Origin of the sequence: Allobosea sp. 47.2.35, from assembly GCF_024655635.1 — a bacterium.
In the GTDB taxonomy this organism is placed as follows: domain Bacteria; phylum Pseudomonadota; class Alphaproteobacteria; order Rhizobiales; family Beijerinckiaceae; genus Allobosea.
This window is the reverse complement of the sequence record NZ_JANLGI010000004.1, coordinates 50,015-71,729: the sequence shown is the minus strand read 5'-3', so window position 1 is coordinate 71,729 and position 21,715 is coordinate 50,015. Positions and strand designations below refer to the sequence as shown.

Sequence of the window (21,715 nt, the reverse complement as noted above, 5' to 3'; positions counted from 1 at the left end):
CAAAGCGGTTGTGCTCGGCCGGCTCAGGAGCAGCCATGAAAGACGACGACAACAACAGAGGCCGCGGCCCACGCAAGGGCGGTGGCGCCGGCGGCCGTGGACCCGGCTCCGGTGGCAAAGGCTTCGGTGGCAAGAGCTTCGGCAGCCGGCCCAGTGGCGAAGGTCGCGGCCCTGCCCGCGATGGCGAACGCAAGCCGTTCCGCAGCCGCTCGGGCGGTGATGAGCGCCCGGCCCGGGACGGCGAGCGCAAGCCCTTCCGTGGTCATTCGGCCGGCGACGAGCGTCCGGCCCGCCGTTTCGAGCGCCCTGCCGGCGCCGAGGGCGAGGCTCCGCGTCCGCGCCGCTTCGATGGCGACCGTCCGGTCCGCGCCAGGGCCGAGGGCGAAGGCCGCGGCTTCCGCGAGCGTTCGGGCGAGGAGCACCCGCGCCGCACGGGCGATCGCCCCTTTGCTGGCCGTGACAGGCCGCAGGGCGACCGGCCGCCGCGTGGCGAAGGCCGCGATGGCGAGAAGCGCTTTTCACGTCCGCGTTCGCCGCGTTTCGAGGGCCAGGACGATCGTCCGCGCCGCCCGCGCGCGGCTGAGCCTGAGCGCAAGCTGATCACGGCGGAGGAGCCGGAGCGCATCGCCAAGGTGATGGCGCGTGCAGGCGTGGCTTCGCGTCGCGACAGCGAGGCGATGATCGCGGAAGGCCGCGTCAGCGTGAACGGCACGGTGCTGGACAGCCCGGCCCGCGACGTGAAGCCGACCGATATCGTGCTGATCGACGGCGAGCCCTTGCCGGCCCGGGAGCGCACGCGGCTCTGGCTCTACCACAAGCCCCGCGGCGTCGTGACGACCAATTTCGATCCGGAAGGCCGCCCGACCGTCTTCGACGTGCTGCCGGAAGACCTGCCGCGCGTGCTGACCATCGGCAGGCTCGACATCAACACCGAAGGCCTGCTGCTGCTGACCAATGATGGCGGGCTGGCGCGGGTGCTGGAGCTGCCGGAGACCGGCTGGCTCCGGCGCTACCGCGTGCGCGCCTTCGGCGAGGTGACGCAGGACGTGCTCGACACCGTCAAGGACGGCGTCACCATCGATGACGTCCATTACGGGCCGGTGATCGCGCGCTTCGAGCGCCAGCAGGGCTTCAACACCTGGCTGACGGTCGATCTGCGCGAGGGCAAGAACCGCGAGGTCAAGACCGTGCTCGAGCATCTCGGGCTGACGGTGAACCGGCTGATCCGCATCTCCTTCGGCCCGTTCCAGCTCGGCGAGCTCGAGGAGGGCGAGGTCGACGAGATCCGCTCGCGCGTGTTGCAGGACCAGCTCGGCACCGAGCTCGCTGCCAAGGCCGGCGCCGATTTCGAATCGCCGCGACGCGACGCCCTGCCCGCCGCGCCGCGTCCGGCCCCGGCCGGCGACGATCGCCCGCGCCGCCGCCGCGAACCGGTCGAGGATGAGCATGAGACCCGCCGTGAGGCGGTGCGCGAATTGCGCGGCGACAAGCCCTGGACCCGGACCGTCTGGCGCGATGCCGAGACCGAGCCGCAGCGCGAGCGCAAGGCCCCGCCACGCCGCGGCGCCGACCCGAAGCTGGAGCGGCAGGAGCGCGAGGCGACCGGCGATGTGAAGCGCCGCCGCGACACGCCGATCGCCGACCCCAAGGGCCGGCGCGTGCTGGTCGAGCGCGTCAGTGCCCCGGTGGCCGAGGAACGCGACGCGCCCGCCCGCGAGAGCAAGCGCAGGCCCGACCGCATGCCGCGCCAGCAGCGCGGTGCCCAGGAGCGTGGCGGCGACGAGATGCGCACGTCACGTCCCCTCTCGCGCACCAGTGGCGACGAGCGGCCGGCACGACGCCCGCGCAGCGAGGCCGGCGGACGCGACCGCGGTGGCGACCGGCCGTGGGAAGATCGTGCCCCGCGCGGCGAACGTCCCGACCGTGCCCCGCGCGACGGCACTGAGCGCCCTGCCCGCACCTTCCGCGAGCGTTCTTCCGAGGATCGGCCGCGCGGCCGCAGCTTCGGTGACAAGCCGGCCGGCAAGGGCTTCGGGGGCAAAGGCTTCGGCGCGCGCTCGTCCGATCGGCCGGGCGATGACCGGCCCCGTGGCCGCAGCTTCAGCGACAAGCCGGGCGGCAAGGGCTTCGGCTCGCGCTCCTCGGATCGTCCTGCCGGCGGCGGACGGCCCTTCGGCGGCAAGCCGGGCGGCGGACGCGGTCCGCGCCCCGGTGGCGGTGGCAGGGGGCCGCGCCCGTCTGGCGGCGGCAAGCGCGACTAAGCGATGCGGATCGTCGGCGGACGCCTGGGCGGCCGGCCTCTGGCCGGCCCGAAACCAGGGATCGGCAGCATCCGGCCGACCTCGGACCGCCTGCGCGAATCCCTGTTCAACGTGCTCGTCCATGCCTATGGCGATGCAGTCGAGGGCGCGCGCGTGCTCGATCTCTTCGCCGGCACGGGCGCGCTCGGCTTCGAGGCCTTGTCGCGCGGCGCGGGCTTCGCGCTCTTGGTCGATGACGGCACCGAGGCGCGCGGCATCATCCGCGAGAACCAGATGGCGCTGGGGCTGGCCGGCTTCAGCCGCATCTTCCGCCGCGACGCGACCAAGCTCGGCCCGATCACCGGCATGGCGCCGTTCGGGCTCGTCTTCTGCGACCCGCCCTATCGCAAGGGGCTCGGCGAGAAGGCGCTCACCTCGGCCCGCGAAGGCGGCTGGCTCGCGCCCGATGCCCTGATCGTGCTGGAAGAGGCGGCGGATGCCGAGATCAGCCTGCCCGAAGGCTTCGAGGAGCTGGAGCGGCGGGCTTACGGCGAGACGCAGGTGTTGGTGCTGCGAGCCTTATAGGGCGGGCCTGCCAATCACTTATCCCCGTCTCCGTTTCCGCGCTTAATCTCCGCATCCGCCGCGGAGATCAAGCGCTGGATGCCAATCTTTCAATCCATCGAACCTCGCGGGCCTATATTGATGGCCCGCCATACCCTCGCGTGCCACCTCGCTGGCGAACGCTTGATGCGCGCCCTCGTTCGTTTGCAGGCGCTTGTCGAAAAGGGCGGCTTTAACCCGGACCAACCGCGTGTGCCGGCGGGCAGTCCGGAAGGCGGCCAGTGGGGCGGCGGCGAGGGCGGCAGTCAAAGCCGGCAGCCGGGGATCGGCGACAATGGCGGCCCGGCGCTCGATCCCGTCAAGGACCCACCCCAAGACCGACAGGCGAAGACCAAGGCCGCGAAGGCTCTGGCAAAGGCGATCGCACGCCAGGCGCTCAGAAGGGCCGGACCAATCGGCGCCGTCGTCACGGCGATCGAAGCCGGTCACTGGCTTTACACGGAATGGCCCTCGATCCGATCCTATCAGGACGAACCGAAATCGCTCGGAGAACTTCAGGAACAGGCAGGCAAAAGGCGGCCGGGGTATGAGGACCACCATATCGTCGAGCAGGGCGCGGGAAGCCGCGAAGGTTTTTCGCGCTCCGCTATCGACGGCATGGACAACGTCGTCAGCATTCCACGATATAAGCATCACGAGATCACGGGCTGGTACAGCCGACAAAGTCCAGATTTCAACATGCTAGCTCCGCGCGACTACCTTCGTGGCAGAGACTGGGCAGAGCATGTTCGGGTGGGTCATCAAGCCCTTCGCGAGATCAAGGTGCTCAAATGAAACATGAACAAGATCTCAAGGCGTTATCAAACGCCGCAATTCTTGCTCTGTTTGAGCAGCTCTGCATCGAACAATACGACGCGATCGAGGGTAACGCGAACGCAAGAGCAAATCGGTTGATCCAAAGAAGCTGGGCTTTGGAAACCGAGCTCAAATCGCGCTCCGGCGATCAGAGGCGTATCCTCATGAAGCTGTTCGGCCACCCCAACATGCAGGTCCGTCTAGCCGCGGCCCGCGCCAACCTCGCGGTCGATTACGTCGCCGCGCGGCGCGAGCTTGAGGCCATTGTCGATGAGCAATGGTTTCCGCAATCCGCTGACGCCGGCATGACACTCTGGAACATCGATCGCGGCGTTTACCGGCCGATCTAACATGAATACCTGGCTCCGAAGCGAAGTCACGACTACCGAGGCTATTCCTGGCTCGGCTCGTATCGCAGAATCCCTGCGACCCTCGGCTTTGACCCAGTGGGCATGTCGCTGGGATGGTTGATGCCGTCATTGACCTGCAGCTCCCGGAAGTCGAAGGGGCTCGCGCCGGCGATGCAGGCGACGTTCACGCCGAGCTGACCGGGGTTCGAGCGGCGCTGGTGATGAGTGTAGATGCCGCAGCTCAGGCAGAAAAAGTGGTTCGCCGTCCAGGTGTTGAACTGGTACTCGCCGAGCGTGTCCTCACCCAAGACGACTCGGACATCGCTCGCCGAAACGACCACCGCGCCACGCATCCGGCAGAACGAGCAATCGCAGCGCCGCGCGGTGTTCATGCCGTCGGTCAATGTCGCTTCGAAGCGAACGCTTTTGCAGTGACACGTAGCCTGAACAATCTTGTCTCCCGCCATCGCCGTCTCCCCGCTGCCTACCCCGCCCCCTTTATAGGGGCTTACCGCCGCCCGAACAGCCGCTCGATATCGCTGAGCTTCAGCTCGACATAGGTCGGCCGGCCGTGGTTGCACTGGCCGGAATTGGGCGTGATCTCCATCTCGCGCAGCAGCGCGTCCATTTCCTCCGGGCGCATGCGACGGCCGGCGCGGACCGAGTTGTGGCAGGCCATCGTCGCGAGCACATGGTCGAGCCGGCGTTCCAGCGAGCCAGCCGTGCCATGCTCGGCCAGCGCATCGGCGACATCGCGGACGAGGCGCTGGAGATTGCCGCCGGCGAGTTGGCTCGGCGCCTCGCGGACCAGCACGGCGCCGGGGCCGAAGGATTCCAGTACGAGGCCGAGGCTTTCGAGCTCGCTGCCCGCCGCGATCAGGCGGTCGGCATCGACGGGATCGAGCTCGACCACTTCCGGCAGCAGCAAGGGCTGGCGCGCGATGCCGTTGCGGGCGCGCTCGGCCTTGAGGCGCTCATAGACGAGGCGCTCATGGGCGGCGTGCTGGTCGACGATGACGACGCCCTCGCGGGTCTGGGCGACGATATAGGTCTCGTGGACCTGGGCACGGGCGGCGCCGAGCGGCCGGTCGAGCGCATCCGCCGAGGGCTCGGCGAGATGGGCGCGGGCATCGGCCGAGGGCGCCGCGAAATCCGAGAAGCCGGATTGCGGGGTGCTCATCGGAAGCGCGGCCGGCGCGCTCCAGCTTGGCGCCTGCGGAAAGGCGGGGCGCGGGATCGCGTTGCCGCTGCCGCCCATCGACAAGACGGCGCGGAAGGCATCGAGCGTGCGGGCACCGCCCGTCGTGGTGGCGCGGTGGCCGGCGGCGGCGAGCGCCGCCTTCAGGCCGGAGACGACGAGACCACGCACCAGCGCCGGATCGCGGAAGCGGACCTCGCTCTTGGCCGGGTGGACGTTGACATCGACCGAGCGCGGATCGCAGCCGATATCGAGGAAGAGCACCGGATGCCGGTCGGAGGGCACGACATCGGCATAGGCGCCGCGCACCGCCGAGAGCAGCAGCTTGTCGCGCACGGGCCGGCCGTTGACGGAGAGATGCACGCCGGCCGAGGTGCCGCGATGGAAGGTCGGCAGGCCGGCGAAGCCGGATATGCGGAAGCCCTCGCGCTCGGCCTCGATGCGCAGCGCATTCTCGGGAAAGTCGCGGCCCAGCGCGCGGCCGAGGCGGCGCAGCAGGCCCTCCTCCCCGATCGGTTCTGCCGGCCAGTCGAAGGCGCTGATATGCTCGCCTTCGAGCGAGAAGCGGATCTCGGGATGGGCGATCGCAAGGCGCCTGAGCATCTCGGAGACGGCCTGCGCTTCGGCGCGGTCGCTCTTGAGGAATTTCAGGCGGGCCGGCGTGAAGATGAAGAGGTCCGAAACCTCGATGCGCGTGCCCGGCGCGGCGGCGACGGGGCGGACGACACCCTTCTCGCCGGCCTCGACGACAAGGCCGGAGCCCTGCGCCGCATCGCGACGGCGCGTCGCGATCGAAAGCCGGGCGACCGAGCCGATCGAGGGCAAGGCCTCGCCGCGGAAGCCCAACGTGTCGATGGCGAAGAGGTCGCCGTCGGGGAGCTTCGAGGTGGCATGACGGTCGACCGCGAGTTCGAGGTCGTCCGGCGTCATGCCGGCGCCATCGTCGACGACCCGGATGAGTTCGCGCCCGCCACCCTGGATGGTGACGGCGATCGACCGCGCCCCGGCATCGATCGCGTTCTCGACCAGTTCCTTCACGGCCGCGGCCGGCCGCTCGATCACCTCGCCGGCGGCGATGCGGTCGACCAGAACGGGATCAAGGCGGCGGACGGTCATGGAACTCTGGCGGTCATCAGGAAAAGCTCGTCATTCTCGGGCGGCGCGTCAGCGACGACCCGAGAATCTCTTTCCGAAAGAGGCTCCCGAGCCTTCGTGTCATGAGATGCTCGGGTCAAGCCCGAGCATGACGCGCCCCTACCAGAAAGCGCGGCTCAGGCCCGCCCTTCGGCAAGATAGCGCTTGGCGAGGAGCTTCGCTTCTTCCACGGCCGGCTGGTCGAAGGGGTCCACGCCCATCGCGTAACCGGTCAGGATCGTCTCCAGCATGAAATGCATCAGCATTTCGCCATGGCTGGTCTCGTCGATGCGCTCGACATGGAAACGGCGCACCGCGCAACCGTTCTTGGCGAAGGTGTCGATCATGGCGACCCCTTGTGCCGCCACGAGGTCGCCGATGGTCTTGCCGGCGAAATCGACCTGGCCGATCTTTTCAGCGAGGGCAGCGTCTATCTGCGGGCCCTTGCCCTTCACGCTGGTGGTGATGACCGTGAAGAACTTGTCCTTCGGGCCGGCGAGATAGAGCTGCTGCTGCGAATGCTGGTCGACCGGGCCGAGCGCGCCGACAGGCTGCGTGCCCTGCCCGTCCTTGCCTAGGCTCTCGGCCCAGAGCTGCATCCACCAACGGGTGAGCAGCGCGAGCTTGTCGGCATAGGGCATGAGTACGGCGATGTTCTTGTCCGAGCGCATCGCGGCGAGATGGAGCGCGGCGCCGACCGCTGCCGGCGTCTCACGGACATCCTTGCCGGCGAAGAGCGGCGCCACTGCGCGGCTGGCGCCGAGCCGGAGCGCCTCGATATCGAGGCCGAGCATGGCGGCCGGCAGCAGGCCGCAATTGGTCAGCACGGAATAGCGCCCGCCGACATCGGTGTGGTGCTCGAGGAAAGGCGTGCCGAAGGGTTCGAGCAGCGCCCGCAGGGGATGCAGCTTGCCGGGCTTGGCCGGCTCGGACAGTCCCTCGAAATGCGTGCCGATCTGCTGATCCGAGAGATGCGCGCCGCGCAAGGCCTCGATCGCGGCGATCGATTGCAGCAGCGTTTCGCCGGTGCCGCCCGATTTCGAGATGGCGACGAATTTGGTCGTCTTGAGCGGCAGCTTGGCGAGCAGCGCCGCATAGGTCGCCGGGTCGAGATTGTCGATGAAATGGACGCGTACGCCTGAGGTGAACTGCGACAAGCCCGCGATGCCGTAGCCGGTGAGCTGCGCCAGCGTCTGGCCGCCGAGGCTGGAACCGCCGGTGCCGAGCACCAGCACGTCAGTCGTATCGCCGGATTTGAGCCGTTCGGCGGCGGCCTTCACGGGGCCGAGATCGGCGGTGTCGCTCGGCAGCTTCAGCAGCGGCAGCGAGCCGTCCTTGGCTTGTGCCTGCAGCTTCGCCAGCGCGGGCTTGAGATCGGTCAGCGCCGTCTCGAAGGCCGCATCGGGAATGCCGCCCTTGCCGACCTTGGATTCGAGCGCGAGATCGAAGCTTTGCTGAAGCATGAACCTATCCGTATCGACGAGAAGACGACGCTATTTCAGACCAGCGCGACGGGCTTGCCAACCGCCTGGACGAGCAGTTCGGGGTTGCCGAACAAGCGCTTCGCGACGCGCCTGACGTCGGAGAGCGTGACCGCCGCGAAGAGGCCGTTGCGGCGGGCGAGGAAATCCGGCGTGTCGCCGCGCAGTGCCAGCGCCAGCAACTCGCCGGCGATCTTCGGCGAGGTGTCGAAGCGCAGCGGATAGGAGCCGATGATGTAGCGCTTGGCTTCCTCGACCTCGTGCTCGGTCGGGCCTTCCTCGGCGAGCTTCAGCATCTCCTCGCGGATGACCTGCATCGACTGGGCCGCGCGGTCGTTGCGGGTGGCCGTGCCGCCGACCAGCATGGCACTCTCGCGCATCGGCATCAGGCTGGAGGAGACGCCATAGGCGAGGCCGCGCTTCTCGCGGACTTCCATGAACAGGCGCGAGGTGAAGGCGGAACCGCCGAGGATATGGTTCAGCACACTGGCAGTGATGAAATCGGGATCGTCCCACATCAGCCCCGGGCCGACGAAGCGCAAAACGGTCTGCGGCACGTCGAGATCGATGACATGGGTCTGGCCGAGCCCCTGGATCGGCAGGGGCTGCTCCGGGCGGGGCCGCACCTCGCCCTTGGGCAATTCACCGAAGAGCGCGTCGAGGCGGCCGGCGAGTTCGGCTGCGGTGATATCCCCGACCACGACGATCTTGAGGCCGGCGCGATCCAGCAGCGTGGGCCGCAGCGCCTTCAGCGCCGGCGCTTCCAGCCTGGAAACACTGTCGATATCGCCCTTCTCAGGCCGGCTATAGGCATGGCCCGGGAAGGCCGCGGCATAGAGCGCGTTGCGGCACATCACCTCGGGGTTCTTCGCCTGGCGCTGCAGGCCGGCGATGACCTGCGCCCTGACACGCGCAACCGCATCGGCATCGAAACGCGGCTGGTTGAGCGCCAGCCCCAGCAGCTCGAAAGCCGTGTCGCGATGGGTCGAGAGCGTCTGGAGATAGCCGTGGAAATCATCGCGTCGGGCCTCGAAGCCCATGCTGATCGCATGATCGGCCATGCGGCCCTGGAAGGCTTCGGCGTCGAGATCGCCGGCGCCCTCGTCGAGCAGGCCGGAAATCAGGTAGGCGCTGCCGGCGGCATTGTCGGGGTCAAGGCTGGCGCCACCGTCGAAGGCGAAATCGACCGCGATCAGCGGCAGGCTGTGCTCCTCGACCAGCCAGGCCTCGACACCGCCGGGCGAGCGGACGGTCTGGACGGTGATGGCGGGGCCGGCCGTATTGAGCTTGGGCGTCGGAATCGGGGCGTTCATGTCGCTTCCTGTCGGCGGAGCAGGAACTCCGCCCGTTCGGTGAGACGGCAGTGTCAGGCGGGCAGCAGCAGGCCGGTGACGCTGCGATCAGATTTGAGGTAACGGCGCGCCGCTTCGACCACGGCATCGCGACCGACAGCCTCGATCCGCTGCGGCCAGGCGAGCACGTCCTCGACAGTTTCGCCGACGGCGAGCGCCGAGCCGAAGATGCGGGCAAGCGAGGACTGGTTGTCGCGGGCGAAGACCGTCTCGGCAACCAGCCGGGTGCGGGCACGCGCCAATTCCAGTTCGGTCGGTCCGTCCGCCAGGAAGGCGGCGAGCGCCGCATCGAGCCCGGCCTCCATCGCCGCCATCTCGACACCGGGGCGTGGGCTGGCGGAAATCTGGAAGGCGGCGCGGTCGACCATCGAGCTCATGAAATAGGCGCTGGCGCCAGCGGCCAGCTCGTCCTCGACGCAGAGCTTGCGATAGAGCCGCGAGGTCGTGCCCCCGCCGAGGATCTCGGCGACGAGTTCAAGCGCGAGAACCTCGTCACGCTCGCCGCTCGTATAGGTCGGGGTCAGCCAGCCACGCCGCAGCGAGGGCTGCTGCACGCGCGGATCGTTGAGCTGGACGCGGCGCGAGGCACGCGGTTCCGGCTCGATCGGGCGGGAGCGGACCGGCGCCGCGCCGCGAGCCGCGATCTTGCCATAGGTCTCCTCGGCGAGGCGGCGGACCTCGGCGGCATCGGTATCGCCGGCGACGACAAGGATCGCGTTCTCCGGCGTGTAGAAGCGCTGGTAATAGGCGAAGGCGTCGTCCCGGCTCAGGCCCTCGATCTCATGCTCCCAGCCGATGATCGGCGTGCCGTAGGGATGGTGGAAGAACAGCGTGGAGGAAAATTCCTCGCCAAGCTGTGCGGCGGGATCGGAATCGACGCGCATGCGCCGTTCCTCCAGCACCACGTCGCGCTCGGGAGCGACCACGGCCTCGTCGAAGGAGAGGCCGGTCATCCGGTCGGCCTCGTAATCCATCATCGCGCGCAGATGCTCCTTCGGCACGCGCTGGAAATAGGCGGTGTAGTCGAAGGAGGTGAAGGCGTTCTCCTGGCCGCCATAACCGGCGACGATCTTGGAGAATTCCCCCGCGGGCCAGCGCTCGGTGCCCTTGAACATCAGGTGCTCGAGGAAATGCGCGATGCCGGACTTGGCGGACGGATCATCGGCCGAGCCGTTGCGATACCAGACCATGTGGGTGACGACCGGAGCACGCCGGTCCTTCACCACCACGACATCGAGGCCATTGGCCAACCGGAAGGATTCGACCGGCTCCGCCTGGTCGCTCCGGTGCGCATGGATGTTCACCTGATGCCGTCTCCTCGATCGAAAAAAGGGCGGGCGCGACGCGCCCGCCCTTCTGGACAACTTGGTCAGGCAACCCTGCTTCGGCAAGGGGCAATCGGACTGGCGGTCACGCCCGTGCGATCACGCTTCGTCCGAAGGCCGGCCTGGTCACTGCATGACCGGGCCACGCCCGGTCACGAACTCACGCTGGCCGGTGGCTTGCGTGTCTTCCTTGGGCCCGCTCACGCCCGGGCCAAAGGCGGCCGTCGCGGCTGGGCGACGGTAGCCGGTCGGCGGTTCGGTCAGGGTGCGGCGCGGCGGCTCCTCGCCATAGAGGGTCGCGTTCTGGTCGATCTGGTTCTGGCGCGCGGCAAGTTCGCGGCCGATCCGGATCGGCTGGATCTGGTTGTTGTAGTTGTTCTGTTCCTCGGTGAAGCGCGGGCCCTCCGAGGGGCGCGTGGTGCGACCGCGGCGAACTTCCTGCGGCGACATCATCGGGTTGTTGCGAACCCCGAGCGCCGGGACATAGGGAGCCGGATTGGCTTCGTCCTTACGGCGCTGCACGTCGGGATCATTCGGCCAGGCGGCATTGCGCTCGCTCGCCGCCTGCTGCGGACGCGGCAGGGTCGAGTTCGGCGGCACGACGAGCGGGGCGCGGGCGCGATAATCGATATCCGGATCGCCGCCCCTGCCCAAGACGCCTTCCATCAGGTTCTTGAACAGCATGCCGTCCTGCGCGAAGGCCGGCGAAGCGGCGAGGACAAGCCCGCCGGCGATGAGCAGATGAGCCACGCGGATGCGTTTGGCCATGTCAAATCTCCCTTCGGACAATCTCGCCTCGTCTCAAAACCCAGACGAACGGCAAAACAATGGCGAGACCGTCGTTAAGCTGTGTTTTCCGCGCTCGGGCGGAAGGACTCATATAGCAGGCCGACCACTCCGACAACGATCGCAACGTCGGCGATGTTGAAGATATACCAGCTGAAGCTGCCCCAGTGGAAATGCACGAAGTCGACGACCGCGCCATAGACGGCGCGATCGACGCCGTTTCCGAGCGCCCCGCCGATGATCAACGCGAGGCTGAACACGCTGAAAGCCCGCGGCTCGCGCCACATCCAGCGCCACAGCCAGATGGCTGCGACGAAGGAAATGACGACGAGGAACCAGCGGCCGAGATCGGTGCCCTGCTGGAACAGGCCGTAGGAGATGCCGCGGTTCCAGGCCAGCACGATCGTCAGGAACGAGGTGAGATCGTAAGGCCCGTTCTCGGCCAGCCCGACGCTGTAGAGCAGCCACCATTTCAGGAGCTGATCGGCGATGAAGACGATCAGGACGACGGCTAGTCCGAGGCGGCGGGTCGGCGTCATCAGGCGCGCACTCCCAGCTCCTTCAGAGCCTTGGCGTCGCGCGGCGTAACCTGGGGATAAGCCTTGTCGGCCGTCGCCGGATCGAAATACTTCCAGGAGCGGGCGCATTTGATGCCAGCCGCGCGATGCGGCACGACCGCGACACCCGGCACGTCGGCAAGACGGAAGGCCTCGGCTGGCCCCTCGCCGCTCTCGACGCGGATGCCGGAGGTGATGCTGATCTCGGCGAGATCGGCACCGGACAGGGCCGCGTAGAGATCACTGTCGGAGACGAAGACCTGCGGCGCCGCCTCCAGCGAGGAGCCGATGCGCTTGGCCGCGCGCTCCAGCTCCAGCGCGCCGGTGACGACGCGGCGCACGCGGCGGATCTTGGCCCAGCGCTCCGCCAGCTCCGGATCGAGCCACTCTGCCTTGGCCGCGACGAAGCGCTCGAGATGAACCGAGCCCTCGCCCGCCTTCTGGTCGGGATAGCGATCGAGCCAGGCTTCCTCGGCCGTGAAGACCAGGATCGGCGCGAGCCAGGTCGTCAGGCAGCGGAAGAGATGATCGACGACGGTGAGCGCGCTCTTGCGGACATGGCTGGAGAGCGGATCGCAATAGAGCGCGTCCTTGCGCACATCGAAATAGAAGGCCGAGAGCTCGGTGTTCATGAACTGCGAGAGCAGGAACACGACCTTCTTGTAGTCGTAAGCGCGATAGGCTTCCTCGACCTGCGGCCCAAGCTCCGCAAGGCGATGCAGCATCAGCCGCTCGAGCTCCGGCATGGTCTGCGGGTCGGCGACGCGGACGTCCTCGCTGAAATGGGCGAGCGTGCCGAGCATCCAGCGCATGGTGTTGCGCAGCTTGCGATAGGTCTCGACGAAGGTCTTGAGGATCTCCTTGCCGATGCGCAGGTCGTCGGAATAGTCGGCCGCCGCGACCCAGAGGCGCAGGATGTCGGCGCCCGAATCCTTGATGATGTCCTGCGGAGCGGTGACGTTGCCCTTCGACTTCGACATCTTCTCGCCCTTCTCGTCCAGGCAGAAGCCGTGGGTGAGGACGATGTCGTAGGGCGCCCGGCCACGCGTGCCGCAGCTCTCGAGCAGGCTCGAATGGAACCAGCCGCGATGCTGGTCCGAGCCTTCGAGATACATCACCCGATCCTTGCCGCCATCGCCGCGGCGACGGGCACGCAGGTCGCCGCGCTTCTCCAGCGTGAAGGCGTGGGTCGAGCCGGAATCGAACCAGACGTCGAGCACGTCGGTGACGCGCTCGTACTGCGCCGGATCATAGCCGAAGGGCTTGAGGAAGCGGGCACCGTCCGTATCGGTGAACCAGGCATCGGCACCCTCGGCCTCGAAGGCCTCGGCGATGGCCGCGTTGACCTTGGCATCGACGAGGATGTCCTTGGTCTCCTTCTCGACGAAGACGGTGATCGGCACGCCCCAGGCACGCTGGCGCGAGACGACCCAGTCCGGACGGTTGGCGATCATACCGGTGATGCGGTTCTCGCCGGCGGCGGGGACCCATTCGGTCTCCTTGATCGCCTTCAGCGCGCGGTTGCGCAGCGTGTCGGTGTTGCCGCCCGCGACCGGCTGCGGATCGGCCGCGTCCGGTGCGCCGGCCTCGCCGATCGGCTTGTCCATGGCGATGAACCATTGCGGCGTGTTGCGGAAGATCACCGGCTTCTTCGAGCGCCAGCTATGCGGATACTGATGCTTCAGGCGGCCGCGCGCGATGATGTTGCCGGCCTCGACCAGCGCCTTGATGACGACGTCGTTGGCATTGCCCTTGTCGCCCTTGTCGGTGATGACCTGCGCGCCCTCGAAGCCCGGCGCCTCCTTGGTGAAACGGCCATCGGCATCGACGGTATAGGGGATGCGGGTCTCGATGCCGCGCTCGGTGAGCTGGCGACCATTGGCCATCCAGACGTCGAAGTCCTCACGGCCGTGGCTGGGCGCCGTGTGAACGAAGCCGGTACCGGCATCATCGGTGACATGATCGCCGTCGAGCAGCGGGACGATGAAGTCGTAGCCGCGGCCGCGCAACGGGTGGGCGGTGGCCACTTCCGGCAGCCACTCCGCTGGCACATCTCTTACAAGCTCAAAAGCCTCGACCTTGGCCGCCTTGAAGACGCCTTCGGCGAGGTTCTTCGCGAGGATGTATGTCGCGCCGACCTTAGCCCAATTGTTTTCAGCAGCGGCGGTTACCCGATAGAGACCGTAAGCGACCTTATTGTTGAACGAAATCGCGCGGTTGCCCGGGATGGTCCAAGGGGTCGTTGTCCAGATTACGATGGAGGCCCCTAGCAACTCGTCGAAAGCTGCCTTCGCATCAAGTCCCTCAACCAAAGGCCCATGTGCGGTCCGATCACGATCAATCGGGAACGCGACATAGATCGTGTCGCTGATATGCTCCTCGTACTCGACCTCGGCCTCGGCGAGCGCGGTCTTCTCGACCACCGACCACATCACCGGCTTGGAGCCGCGATAGAGCTGGCCGGTCTCGGCGAATTTCATGATCTCGCGGGCGATCTGCGCCTCTGCGGGATAGGCCATCGTCAGGTAGGGGTTGGCCCAGTCACCCTCGACGCCCAAGCGCTTGAACTCCTCGCGCTGGACATCGACCCAGTGCTCGGCGAAGGCGCGGCATTCCTTGCGGAATTCGACGACCGGGACGTCGTCCTTGTTCAGGCCCTTGGCGCGGTATTGCTCCTCGATTTTCCACTCGATCGGCAGGCCATGACAGTCCCAGCCCGGCACATAGTTGGAATCGTAGCCGAGCATCTGCTGCGAGCGCGTGACGAGGTCCTTGAGGACCTTGTTCAGCGCATGGCCGATATGGATGTTGCCATTGGCATAGGGAGGGCCGTCATGCAGGACGAAACGGTCCCGCCCCTGCCCGGCCTCGCGGAGCTTGCGGTAGAGGTCCATCTTGGCCCAGCGGGCGAGCAATTCCGGCTCGCGCTGCGGCAGGCCGGCGCGCATCGGGAACTCGGTCTGCGGCAGGAAGAGCGTCTGCGAGTAATCGACGCCGTCGGCAGCGGTCTCGGCGGCTTTGGCGGTGTTGGTCTTGTCGGTCATCATCCGGCTCGGACAGTCGGGACGGCGGGCCGGTCAGGGGCCGCGGGCGTCCACGCGTGAAACGGGAAAAGCGGTCTTCAACCCGGACTGCGCAAGCGCCCGCGCCTAATCTAGCGCGAGGCGGCAGCCGGGCCCGTAATTCGCCGGGAAAGATCGATCAGCATGGCGCGTTCTGCGGGCATGAGGGGCTTCTAGCAGGCGCGGCTTACGGAAGGAAGGGCGGCGTTCCCGCCAGAATGTCGCGTGCGCGGGCGCTGTCGGCGTCCATCTGGGCGATCAGTGCCTCCAGCGAATCGAACTTCTCCTCGCCGCGCAGCCAGTCGACGAAGGCGACATCGACGCGCTGGCCATAGAGATCGCCGGAGAAATCGAAGACGAAGGTTTCAAGCCGCGGCGCGCCATCGTCGAAAGTCGGGCGGCGGCCGAAGCTCGCGACACCGTCATGCCAGGTACCCTCGACCTTCATGCGGACCGCATAGATGCCGTGGCGCAGCCTGCAGTCGCGGGCGAGCTGCATGTTGGCGGTGGGGTAGCCGAGCTCGCGCCCACGCTTGTCGCCATGGGCGATCAGGCCGCGCACCAGCCAGGGCCGGCCGAGAAATTCCGCCGCGCGCGCGACGTCGCCGGCCTCCAGCGCCGTGCGGATCAGCGTCGAGGAAACAGGCTCGCCCTTCCAGCTGAAAGGCGGCACGACCGCGACAGGAATGCCGACGGCGAGGCCATGGGCCTGCAGCATCTCCGGCGAGCCGGTGCGGCCCTTGCCGAAATGGAAATCGTAGCCGCAGACGAGGCCGGCGGCGCCGAGCCGGCCGATCAGCAGGTCGTCGACGAAGCTCTCGGCGGGGATCGCCGCGATCTCGCGGTCGAAGGGCAGGACGAAGACCTGCGGCAGGCCGGCCTCCGCCAGCAATTCAAGCTTGAGCTGCGGCGCGGTCAGCCGGAAGACCGGCTCTTCGGGCCGGAAGACGCTGCGCGGATGCGGCTCGAAGGTGAAGGCGGCGGGCCGGGTGCCGCGCTCGCCGGCCAGAGCCGCGGCACGGTGCGCCAGCTCGGCATGGCCGCGATGGACGCCGTCGAAATTGCCGAGTGCCAGGACGGCGCCACGCAAGGCATCCGGAAGGGGCTTGTCGAGGTCGAGGACCACGGCCGTCGGCTCGGGGCGGTCAGGCGCATCGGCTTGGGATGGCATCAATCGGAAACGTCCACCTGCCCCTCACAAACAGGGCGATGACCGTCTTTGCGGCGAAGGCCGCCGGGGCGTCAAGGCCACGAGCCGGACGAGAGCCTCAGTCGCGCGGCCGCGGCGGCATCGCGACCCAGGCCTCGCCCTCCATCACCGCCTTGCCGTCGACGAGGCACTCGCAGAAGAAGCGGGCCCGGCGGCGCTCGGCAACCAGCTCGACGACCTCGACGCGGGCGGTGACGACGTCGCCGATCTTGACCGGAGCGAGGAAGGTCAGCGTCTGCGAGAGATAGACCGCGCCCGGCCCCGGCAAGCGCGTGCCGAGCAGCGCGGAGATGAGGCTGGCCGTCAGCATGCCATGGGCGATGCGCTGGCCGAACTTGGTATTGGCCGCGAAATGGTCGCAGAGATGGATCGGGTTGGCATCGCCGGAGAGTTCGGCGAAGAGCGCGACGTCCCGCTCCATCACGGTCCGCATCAGGCTTTCGCTCCGGCCGACGGCCAGATCCTCGAAGGCATGGACGGTGTAGAGCCCGCCAGACATCGGCTGAACTGTCATGGATCCCGCACGGCCCATGGGCCTGTGCCCTCCTGTCTGCGATCGGGTTAAGCATCTCGCAACCGCAACATCAGCGCAATTGGACTTTGGTGCGGCGCACCCACTTCCCCCAACGTCACTTCCGTATCGGATTAACCGGTTCGCAAGGCGGTGCGGCTATCAACTCAGGCGAGCGGCACGGCGCTGGTATCTCCCAGCACCGCGACCGTCATGCCTGGAGCATCAGAATGGCTCTCGACCCGTCCATGCCGATCCTCGTCGTCGACGACTACCAGACGATGGTCCGCATCATCCGCAACCTGCTGAAGCAGCTCGGCTTCGAGAATGTCGACGATGCCTCGGACGGCTCGGCCGCGATCTCGAAGATGCGCGACAAGAAATACGGACTCGTGATCTCCGACTGGAACATGGAGCCGATGAGCGGCTTCGAACTGCTCCAGAAGGTCCGCGAGGAGACGGCGCTGTCGGAAACGCCGTTCATCATCGTCACCGCCGAGTCGAAGACCGAGAACGTCGTCGCCGCCAAAAAGGCCGGCGTGAGCAACTACATCGTCAAGCCGTTCAACGCGCAGACGCTGAAGACCAAGATCGAATCGGTCTGCGCCGCCGCCTGACGGGCCTCACCAGACCAGATGCGGCATGGCATAGGCCGGGCGGTGCGTCTGCCGGCCGAACCAGCCATGGCGCTCCTCCCATGACGCTTCCATCAGATCCTGGGCGTGGATGCCGGCCAGCACCATGATCCCGGCCGCGCCGAAGGCGTCGGCGCCGGCGATATCGGTGCGGATCGCATCGCCGATCGCGCAGATCCTGTCCTGGGCGATCGCGCTTCCCCGCGCCTTCTCGGCTGCCGCGACCGCCGCCTCGTAGATAGGCCGATGCGGCTTGCCGGCATAGATCACCCGGCCGCCGATCTCCTCATAGGCGAGCGCGACCGATCCGGCACAGGGAATGATGCGCCCGCCGCGCTCGACGACGAGATCGGGATTGGCACAGATCAGCGGCAGCCCGCGCGCGGCGAAACCGGCAAGCAGATCGGCATAGGTCGCGGCCGTGTCCTTCTCGTCGTCGAACAGGCCGGTGCAGAGCACATAGGCCGCTTCGTCGGGGGAGACTTCCCGCACGTCGAGCCCGGCGATCAGCGGCAGATCGCGATCGGGACCGAGCCGGTACATCGGCTGGCCGGCGCGCTCGCGGATCAGCGCGCGGCAGACATCGCCGGAGGTCACGATCGCATCCCAGGCCTCGCGCGGCACCGCGAAGCCGTCGAGCTGGCCGACGATGACATCGGCCGGGCGCGGGGCATTGGTGACGAGGACGACGCTGATGCCGTGCTCGCGCATCCGCATCAGCGCGGCGACCGCGTCACGATAGGCTGCGACGCCGTTGTGGACGACGCCCCAGACATCGCACAGGCAGAGATCGAAGCGATCCGCGACCTCGGAGAAACCCGAAAGCGGAAGGGTGGAAGCGATCCCCGATGGCGACACTGTCTCGATCTCCGGCTGGGTGAGATAGGCGGATGTCGCCCCTCGACATGGCCTGATCTAGACGGGATTCGTCGAAAGCGGAACCGGAGACCGCGACGAGCCGCCGCGCGTCAGGCGCTGGCGCGGCGCAGCACGGCGCGGAAAGGCAGCCGCTCGGGCCGCGTTTCCTGCGGAGCCGTCTCAGGGAACGGCAGCGGCGCCGGCGAAGCACTGGCTCTGGCGAGCAGGCGCTCGGCGATGCTCTGCGGCGCCGGCGTGGCTTCAGCCTGTGCGGGAGCGGTCGGCACTGGCGCGGGCGTGGCAGACACGGGCTCCGGCTCAGCGAAGACTTCGGGCTTGACCGGGCGCGGCGGCGAGAAGGCCAGCCCCTGCCCCATCGTGGCGCCAAGCTCGATCATGTCGGCAGCTGCGGGATTGTCCTCGACCTGATCAGCCACGAGCGTGACCGAGACCCGGGCCAGCAGCGTTGCGAGATCGCCGGCAGCGATATCGCTCTGGATCCGGCCGTCGAGATGCGCCTGGAGCAGCGCGGCAGGCGCCTTCACATAGCGGATGCCCCGATCGAACAGGGCACTGGGGTCGAGGCGCAGGTCGACGAGCTGGTCGAGCGCAAAACGCACGCCGTTCGCCGACATCGCGCCCAGCAGCCCGAGGCTGGTCGGGTCGAGCTCGCGGAAGACTGCCTGCGGCATCTCGATGACGAGATGGGCGGTATGATCGCGGTATTTATCGAGGATGCGGGTCAAAGCCGCCAGCGCCCGTGACGAGTTCCAGGTCGCGCGGCTGAAATTGCAGGAGACGAAGATGCCGCCATCTTTCGAGCCGAGATGGCGGGCAATCGCCAGGGCCCGCGTCAGCACGAGCGCGTCCAGCGTCGGCCCGAAGCCGCGCGTCTCGACTGTCTCGATGAATTCATGCGGCAGGAGCAGCGTGTTCTCGTCCAGCCGCAGCCGCGCCAGCGCTTCATAGCCGCAGGTCCGGCGTTGCGGCAGCGAGACGATCGGCTGCAGATGGACCTCCAGCCGGCCTTCGCTGAGCGCCTTGCCGATCAGCGCCGCGCGTTCGGCCTCGGCCTCCTCGCGCGCTGCAGCAGCGGCAGCCGCGCGCTCGGCGGCCAGCTTCTCGGCCCGCTCCCGGCGGATCGCCTCCGGATCGAGCACCACCTCGGGTGCCGGCGCGGGCAGCGGCGCCGCGGCAGGCTCCGGCATGCGCGCAAGCACCGTCTCATGGTCGGCAAGCGTCGTAGCGACCTGATGGATCAGATCGCCGAGCAATCCGACTTCGGCCGTCAGTTCGTGGATCGCGGCGCGTGCAGGCGCAGCATCGGCGTCGCGCATCGGCATCTGCTCGACGCGCTGCGACAAGGCGTCGAGGCGAATGGCATTGGTCGCGAGCCGGACCTTGACCTCGCCGATCCCTGCCATGGCCTGCTCGTGCCGGGCAAGGCCGCGTCGCTCGAAGGCCCGCATCGCCAGCATGAAACCGGCCCCGGCGGCCAGCAGGCCGAGCGCCGACCCGAGCCCGCCCGGCAGCAGAATCGCGACCGCTGCGCCGGCCGACAGGCCGGTCACGGCGCCGGCGAGAGGGTGCAGGGTTTTCAGGCGGGCAGGTGCCACGGCAGCGTTCGCGCTACGTCGAGGAATCGGAATGGGAAGCGAATCACGGTCTACAACCGCAGATTAACCTTGCCGGCGCGGTTATGCGAGCGGCCGCCCCAGTTCCGCCACATCCGGCGCGCGGCGCGCCGGTTTATGGCCTGTTCAGCCCGAGCGTCGTCAGGATCCGGTCGATCACCGGTTTCGCGAAGCCCCGCCTTTCGAGGAAGGCACGCGGGTCCTTTCCGAAGAGCGGCGCCTTGTCGTTGAGCTGCGTCAGCAGCTTCGCCTGCTTTTCCGGTTCATTGTCGGTCGCTGCCTTGAGCGCCTGGCCAAGCAGGCCGAACTGGCTCGAATCCGCCGCCAGCATCCCGGCATGGCTTTCCGACACCTTGCCCGCCCCGACCAGATAGGCGCCGAGGAAAGCATAGAAATCGTAGCGCGGCGGGCGGGCTACGCTGAGCGAGGTCGCGCGCTCCAACAGCGGCAACCCTTCGAGCGGGCGGCCGAGCCGGACATACAACGCACCGATATCGGCCATGATCTCCGGATCATAGGGATTGCGGGCCTGTGCCTCACGGCCCATCTGGATCGCCTCGTCGGTCGCGCCGCGCAGCAGCAGCACCTTCATCATCGCCTGATAGGCCCGCGCGCCCGATGGCGCGAGCCGGACCGCCGTCAAGGCCGCCGCGAGGGAGCGGTCGAGCGGGGGGCGCCTATTGCTTGCGTCACCCTGAGCGGCAGCGCCTTGCGGAGCCGGGCTGGCATGCTCGCGCAGCGTCATGATCGCGAGATGGGCCCAGGCCGGATAGAAACCCGGCTCCTGCTCGACCAGTTGCGCGAGACAGAGCCCGGCCGCCAGGTGCATCTCGGGCTGCATGGCGCGGCGCGCGTCGAAGGCCTTCAGGATGCAACGCATGGCCGGCGACGCCACGGATTGGCGTGCATCGGCGAGAATGATGCCGAAAGGCTCGGCCAAGCGTGTCGCCAGCCGCCGCGCCATCTCGGCGAGATCGCTTTCCTGGAGCGTCGCGAGCGACGAGCGGCTCGACGATGTCGTCCAGACGATACGTCCGTCTCGCACCGAGCGCAGGCGGGCCAGACCCACCGCCCCGCTGTCCAGCCCCTGGGCGTCGATCTCGATCGCGTAATCGACCTCGTCCTCCGGGGCGGAGCCGGGGAGCGGTGTCCGGATCGTCACGAGGTCATCGAACCGCGCCATGGCATCGACCAGCAGCGCCGAGAAGCGGCGCAGGACCTCGGCAAGCTTGGGGTCGGAAGGTGGGTTAGGGGTGATGATCGCAACGCGCACGAGAAGAGGCATCGCGACCATCTCGCGTGGTGCGCCGGCTCCCGGCTCGACAGCGGCGGGCTTCGCCGCTTCGGTCAGGACCGGGCCGCGGGCCGGCGCCAGATACCACCAGCCGAGCGCCAGCAGGCCGACGGCCAGGGCCGTGACGGTCAGCCCGGCCCAGCGCAGCGCGGTCCGCCGATCAGGCTCCTGCGCCTCATCCGAAGGATCAGGCGCAGTCCGGTTCCCCTCGCCGCCGAACCAGGTGAAGACCGGGACATAACCGCCGACCGGCATGGAGATCTGCACGGGGTCGTCGCGGCCGTCCCCGGAATAGTACTGCGCCAGCGCCCGCCGCAGCCGCCCGGCCTCGACCCGGACGATCGGATCGAGCTGCGGGTTGAAATCGGCGGGGCGGCCGAGGCCCTCCACCGCGATCGTATAGCCCTTGAGCTCGGCCGCGCGCCCTTCGACGGTGCGCTCGACCACGAAGCTCAGGAAGGCCGAAAGCTGGGGCGCGGCGCGGAAGGCATCCGAGACAAGGACCCTGTCGAGGCCCGCGCGAATGATCGCCGCGGCTCGTACGTCCAGCCGTCCAGGATCATCTGCGCCTTCGGCCATCGGGGTCCGTTCTCTTCGCGCCCCTCAAGCGGGGAGTTTACGCCATCGGCGACCTAACGTCACCCTCAAGCGAGTTCGAGCCGTCATCCG

General features: G+C 68.0%; 18 protein-coding genes. 5 read left to right on the top strand and 13 right to left on the bottom strand.

Annotation, left to right across the window (positions count from 1 at the left end; translation table 11 throughout):
• Window positions 1–35 precede the first annotated feature (35 nt).
• The 4 genes from NUV79_RS07320 to NUV79_RS07305 all read left to right on the top strand — a co-directional run bounded on the left by NUV79_RS07320 (window position 36) and on the right by NUV79_RS07305 (window position 4,009).
• Entirely contained in the window at window positions 36–2,261 is a 2,226-nt protein-coding gene (locus tag NUV79_RS07320) for a pseudouridine synthase (protein ID WP_374678960.1), read from the top strand.
• Between the two features lie 3 nt (window positions 2,262–2,264).
• Window positions 2,265–2,825, top strand: a complete 561-nt coding sequence (gene rsmD, locus NUV79_RS07315) for a 16S rRNA (guanine(966)-N(2))-methyltransferase RsmD (protein ID WP_257732416.1) — start codon at window positions 2,265–2,267, stop codon at window positions 2,823–2,825.
• A 120-nt stretch (window positions 2,826–2,945) separates the two neighbouring features.
• Window positions 2,946–3,638: a hypothetical protein gene (locus NUV79_RS07310; RefSeq protein WP_257732415.1), complete on the top strand. Its 693-nt coding sequence runs from the start codon at window positions 2,946–2,948 to the stop codon at window positions 3,636–3,638.
• On the top strand, window positions 3,635–4,009 hold the full coding sequence (locus NUV79_RS07305) for a DUF2019 domain-containing protein (RefSeq protein ID WP_257732414.1): 375 nt from the start codon (window positions 3,635–3,637) through the stop codon (window positions 4,007–4,009). Before NUV79_RS07310 ends, NUV79_RS07305 begins: the two co-directional genes overlap by 4 nt.
• Before the next feature lie 41 nt (window positions 4,010–4,050).
• On the opposite strand, the gene NUV79_RS07300 is transcribed toward NUV79_RS07305, so the two are convergent.
• From NUV79_RS07300 to NUV79_RS07255, 10 genes are all read right to left on the bottom strand, one after another.
• On the bottom strand, window positions 4,051–4,476 hold the full coding sequence (locus NUV79_RS07300) for a GFA family protein (RefSeq protein WP_257732413.1): 426 nt from the start codon (window positions 4,474–4,476) through the stop codon (window positions 4,051–4,053).
• 41 nt (window positions 4,477–4,517) lie between these two features.
• Entirely contained in the window at window positions 4,518–6,323 is a 1,806-nt protein-coding gene (gene mutL / locus NUV79_RS07295; protein WP_257732412.1) for a DNA mismatch repair endonuclease MutL, read from the bottom strand.
• Window positions 6,324–6,478: 155 nt separating this feature from the next.
• A complete protein-coding gene (locus NUV79_RS07290; protein WP_257732411.1) occupies window positions 6,479–7,804 on the bottom strand; it encodes a glucose-6-phosphate isomerase in 1,326 nt (441 codons plus the stop codon).
• Window positions 7,805–7,839: 35 nt separating this feature from the next.
• Window positions 7,840–9,135 (bottom strand): M16 family metallopeptidase, encoded by a 1,296-nt coding sequence (locus tag NUV79_RS07285; protein ID WP_257732410.1) that lies wholly within the window; start codon window positions 9,133–9,135, stop codon window positions 7,840–7,842.
• A gap of 53 nt (window positions 9,136–9,188) precedes the next feature.
• Window positions 9,189–10,478, bottom strand: a complete 1,290-nt coding sequence (locus tag NUV79_RS07280) for a M16 family metallopeptidase (protein ID WP_257732409.1) — start codon at window positions 10,476–10,478, stop codon at window positions 9,189–9,191.
• 147 nt (window positions 10,479–10,625) lie between these two features.
• Complete coding sequence (locus NUV79_RS07275; protein WP_257732408.1) at window positions 10,626–11,267, bottom strand: hypothetical protein; 642 nt, start codon at window positions 11,265–11,267, stop codon at window positions 10,626–10,628.
• Between the two features lie 74 nt (window positions 11,268–11,341).
• Entirely contained in the window at window positions 11,342–11,824 is a 483-nt protein-coding gene (lspA, locus tag NUV79_RS07270; protein WP_257732407.1) for a signal peptidase II, read from the bottom strand.
• Window positions 11,824–14,886: an isoleucine--tRNA ligase gene (ileS, locus tag NUV79_RS07265; protein WP_257732406.1), complete on the bottom strand. Its 3,063-nt coding sequence runs from the start codon at window positions 14,884–14,886 to the stop codon at window positions 11,824–11,826. The genes lspA and ileS overlap by 1 nt, the downstream gene beginning before the upstream one ends.
• Window positions 14,887–15,091: 205 nt before the next feature.
• The gene (locus NUV79_RS07260; protein ID WP_257732405.1) at window positions 15,092–16,075 is read right to left on the bottom strand and encodes a bifunctional riboflavin kinase/FAD synthetase; all 984 of its coding nucleotides are present in this window, start codon (window positions 16,073–16,075) and stop codon (window positions 15,092–15,094) included.
• A gap of 97 nt (window positions 16,076–16,172) precedes the next feature.
• Window positions 16,173–16,628, bottom strand: coding sequence for a MaoC family dehydratase (locus NUV79_RS07255; protein ID WP_257732404.1), 456 nt, complete (start codon window positions 16,626–16,628; stop codon window positions 16,173–16,175).
• Window positions 16,629–16,855: 227 nt separating this feature from the next.
• On the opposite strand from NUV79_RS07255, the gene NUV79_RS07250 reads away from it, so the two are divergent.
• A complete protein-coding gene (locus NUV79_RS07250; RefSeq protein ID WP_257732403.1) occupies window positions 16,856–17,242 on the top strand; it encodes a response regulator in 387 nt (128 codons plus the stop codon).
• 6 nt (window positions 17,243–17,248) lie between these two features.
• Here the strand turns inward: NUV79_RS07250 and NUV79_RS07245 are convergent, their stop codons facing one another.
• The 3 genes from NUV79_RS07245 to NUV79_RS07235 form a co-directional block, all read right to left on the bottom strand.
• Complete coding sequence (locus tag NUV79_RS07245) at window positions 17,249–18,118, bottom strand: TIGR01459 family HAD-type hydrolase (RefSeq protein ID WP_257732402.1); 870 nt, start codon at window positions 18,116–18,118, stop codon at window positions 17,249–17,251.
• 110 nt (window positions 18,119–18,228) lie between these two features.
• Window positions 18,229–19,734, bottom strand: a complete 1,506-nt coding sequence (locus NUV79_RS07240; RefSeq protein WP_257732401.1) for an EAL domain-containing protein — start codon at window positions 19,732–19,734, stop codon at window positions 18,229–18,231.
• Between the two features lie 133 nt (window positions 19,735–19,867).
• The gene (locus NUV79_RS07235) at window positions 19,868–21,625 is read right to left on the bottom strand and encodes a tetratricopeptide repeat protein (RefSeq protein ID WP_257732400.1); all 1,758 of its coding nucleotides are present in this window, start codon (window positions 21,623–21,625) and stop codon (window positions 19,868–19,870) included.
• Window positions 21,626–21,715 lie beyond the last annotated feature (90 nt).

Excerpts from the sequence above, each read along its gene's own strand:
- NUV79_RS07320 (WP_374678960.1), top strand. The coding sequence starts at position 36 with ATGAAAGACGACGACAACAACAGAGGCCGCGGCCCACGCAAGGGCGGT.
- rsmD (WP_257732416.1), top strand. The coding sequence starts at position 2,265 with ATGCGGATCGTCGGCGGACGCCTGGGCGGCCGGCCTCTGGCCGGCCCG.
- NUV79_RS07310 (WP_257732415.1), top strand. The coding sequence starts at position 2,946 with ATGGCCCGCCATACCCTCGCGTGCCACCTCGCTGGCGAACGCTTGATG.
- NUV79_RS07305 (WP_257732414.1), top strand. The coding sequence starts at position 3,635 with ATGAAACATGAACAAGATCTCAAGGCGTTATCAAACGCCGCAATTCTT.
- NUV79_RS07300 (WP_257732413.1), bottom strand. The coding sequence starts at position 4,476 with ATGGCGGGAGACAAGATTGTTCAGGCTACGTGTCACTGCAAAAGCGTT.
- mutL (WP_257732412.1), bottom strand. The coding sequence starts at position 6,323 with ATGACCGTCCGCCGCCTTGATCCCGTTCTGGTCGACCGCATCGCCGCC.
- NUV79_RS07290 (WP_257732411.1), bottom strand. The coding sequence starts at position 7,804 with ATGCTTCAGCAAAGCTTCGATCTCGCGCTCGAATCCAAGGTCGGCAAG.
- NUV79_RS07285 (WP_257732410.1), bottom strand. The coding sequence starts at position 9,135 with ATGAACGCCCCGATTCCGACGCCCAAGCTCAATACGGCCGGCCCCGCC.
- NUV79_RS07275 (WP_257732408.1), bottom strand. The coding sequence starts at position 11,267 with ATGGCCAAACGCATCCGCGTGGCTCATCTGCTCATCGCCGGCGGGCTT.
- lspA (WP_257732407.1), bottom strand. The coding sequence starts at position 11,824 with ATGACGCCGACCCGCCGCCTCGGACTAGCCGTCGTCCTGATCGTCTTC.
- ileS (WP_257732406.1), bottom strand. The coding sequence starts at position 14,886 with ATGACCGACAAGACCAACACCGCCAAAGCCGCCGAGACCGCTGCCGAC.
- NUV79_RS07260 (WP_257732405.1), bottom strand. The coding sequence starts at position 16,075 with ATGCCATCCCAAGCCGATGCGCCTGACCGCCCCGAGCCGACGGCCGTG.
- NUV79_RS07255 (WP_257732404.1), bottom strand. The coding sequence starts at position 16,628 with ATGACAGTTCAGCCGATGTCTGGCGGGCTCTACACCGTCCATGCCTTC.
- NUV79_RS07250 (WP_257732403.1), top strand. The coding sequence starts at position 16,856 with ATGGCTCTCGACCCGTCCATGCCGATCCTCGTCGTCGACGACTACCAG.
- NUV79_RS07235 (WP_257732400.1), bottom strand. The coding sequence starts at position 21,625 with ATGGCCGAAGGCGCAGATGATCCTGGACGGCTGGACGTACGAGCCGCG.